Source organism: Arhodomonas sp. KWT (assembly GCF_010993615.1).
Map to the genome: position 1 here is coordinate 6,603 of NZ_WNXE01000031.1, position 1,740 is coordinate 8,342.

The 1,740-nt window shown below is 72.2% G+C and carries 2 protein-coding genes; one reads left to right on the forward strand and one right to left on the reverse strand.

Going from position 1 to position 1,740, the window contains the following annotated elements:
* Positions 1 to 36 precede the first annotated feature (36 nt).
* On the forward strand, positions 37 to 774 hold the full coding sequence (locus G7A99_RS07755; protein WP_018718537.1) for a glycerophosphodiester phosphodiesterase family protein: 738 nt from the start codon (positions 37 to 39) through the stop codon (positions 772 to 774).
* A gap of 16 nt (positions 775 to 790) precedes the next feature.
* Here the strand turns inward: G7A99_RS07755 and G7A99_RS07760 are convergent.
* Positions 791 to 1,740, reverse strand: a 950-nt coding sequence (locus G7A99_RS07760; protein WP_163139382.1) for a SulP family inorganic anion transporter, incomplete at its 5' end; no start/stop codon positions are given.

The following is a 1,740-nucleotide window of genomic DNA, read 5'->3' on the forward strand; positions in this document are numbered from 1 at the left end:
GTCGCCGTGCCGCGGTCCGGGCCGAGGGAGTCATGCATGTTCGGGACACGGGTTTTCGCCCATCGCGGGGCATCGCTGGCCGCGCCGGAGAATACACTCCCGGCGATCGAGCTGGCGGCGGCCCTGGGTGTGGGCTGGGTGGAGCTGGATGTCCAGCTGCTCGGCGACGGCACGCCGGTCATCTTCCACGACGAGCGTCTGGATCGCTGCACCGACGGGGCCGGACGGATCGCCGATGCGGACTGGGCAGCGGTTGCCGCCCTCGATGCCGGCGGGTGGTTCTCACCCCGCTACGCCGGCACCCGGATGCCGCGTCTCGAGCAGGCCCTCGCCCTGTGTCGCCAGCGCGGGCTGGGGCTCAACCTTGAGCTCAAGCCGACGGGGGAGGAGGGCAGGCGGACGGCCCTGGCGGCCACGGTCCTCGATAGCCTGCAGACGACCGGGTTCCCACGGGAGGCGTTGCTGCTCTCGTCCTTCGACGTGCCGGTGCTCGCCGAATGCCGGCGACGGGATCCCGGGATCCGCCTGGGCCTGATCTGCGAGCGCGTGCCCGAGCGTGCCGGCGCCGTGCTGCAGGCGTTCGGCGGTGTGAGCCTGCACGTGGACTGGCGTCATCTGGACCCCGCCGGGGTGCGGCGGCTGTGCGCGGCGGGAATCGCGGTGGTGGCATGGACCGCCAACCGTCCCGAGGCGGTGGACCCGCTGTGGTCGGCGGGGCTCACGGCCGTGATTACCGACGACCCCAACGCCTATTTCGTGCGGGGCATCCGCTAGGAGCCGCAGGCCCGGGTCATCCCGCAGGGCGGTCCGGGCCGTGGATGCGGCGTCGTGTTGCGGCCGCGGTCGTCTCGTTCCCGCCGTCGCCCCCCAGGGCGTCCACCGCCGCGGCGACGCTGAGGTGGTGATGGCTCTCCGGCAGCCCGTGCCAGAGGTGTGTCTGCGCGAGCCGGTCCGCCACCGGCCCCTTCACCTCTGCGAGGTGCAGGGCGACTGACTGCGCCTGCAGATCGGCGTGCAGCGCCTCCAGCATCTCCAGCCCGCTGCTGTCGATGTAGCTCACCGAGCTCATCACCAGCACCGCGGCTTCGGCATCGGGATGGCGGTCGAGGGCCGCGAGCACGAAGTCGCGGACCGGCTCGGCGTTGGCGAAGTAGATGTTCTCGTCGATGCGCAGGAGCACCCGCCGGGGGTCGCAGACCACCTCGTGGCGCTCGACGTTGCGGAAATGCTCGGTGCCCGGGATGCGCCCGATCACGGCCATGTGCGGCCGGCTGCTGCGCCAGACGTAGAGGAACAGCGACAGCGCGATGCCGGCCACCAGCCCGGGCTCCAGGCCGAAGCCCAGCACGCCGGCCACCGTGGCGATGAGGGTCGCGCCGTCGCCCCGGTCGTACCGGGTGGTCTCTATCGCGCCGCGGAAGTCGATGAGCTGCCAGATGGCGACCACGATGATCGCGGCGAGCACCGCTTTCGGCAGGAACGCGAACCAGCCGGTGAAGAAGGCGGCGACCACCCCGACGAGGCCGGCGGTGATCAGCGCGGCGACCTGGGTTCGGGCCCCGGCGTCGAAGTTCACCACCGAGCGCGAGAAGCCGCCGGCGGCGGGCATGGTACCCACCAGCGCGGAGCCGAAGTTGGCCGCCCCCAGGGCGAGGAGCTCCTGATTGGCGTCGACGCGCTCGCGCCGGCGCCCGCCCAGGACCTTGGCGACGGTGACGCTCTCCACGTAGCCGATCAGCG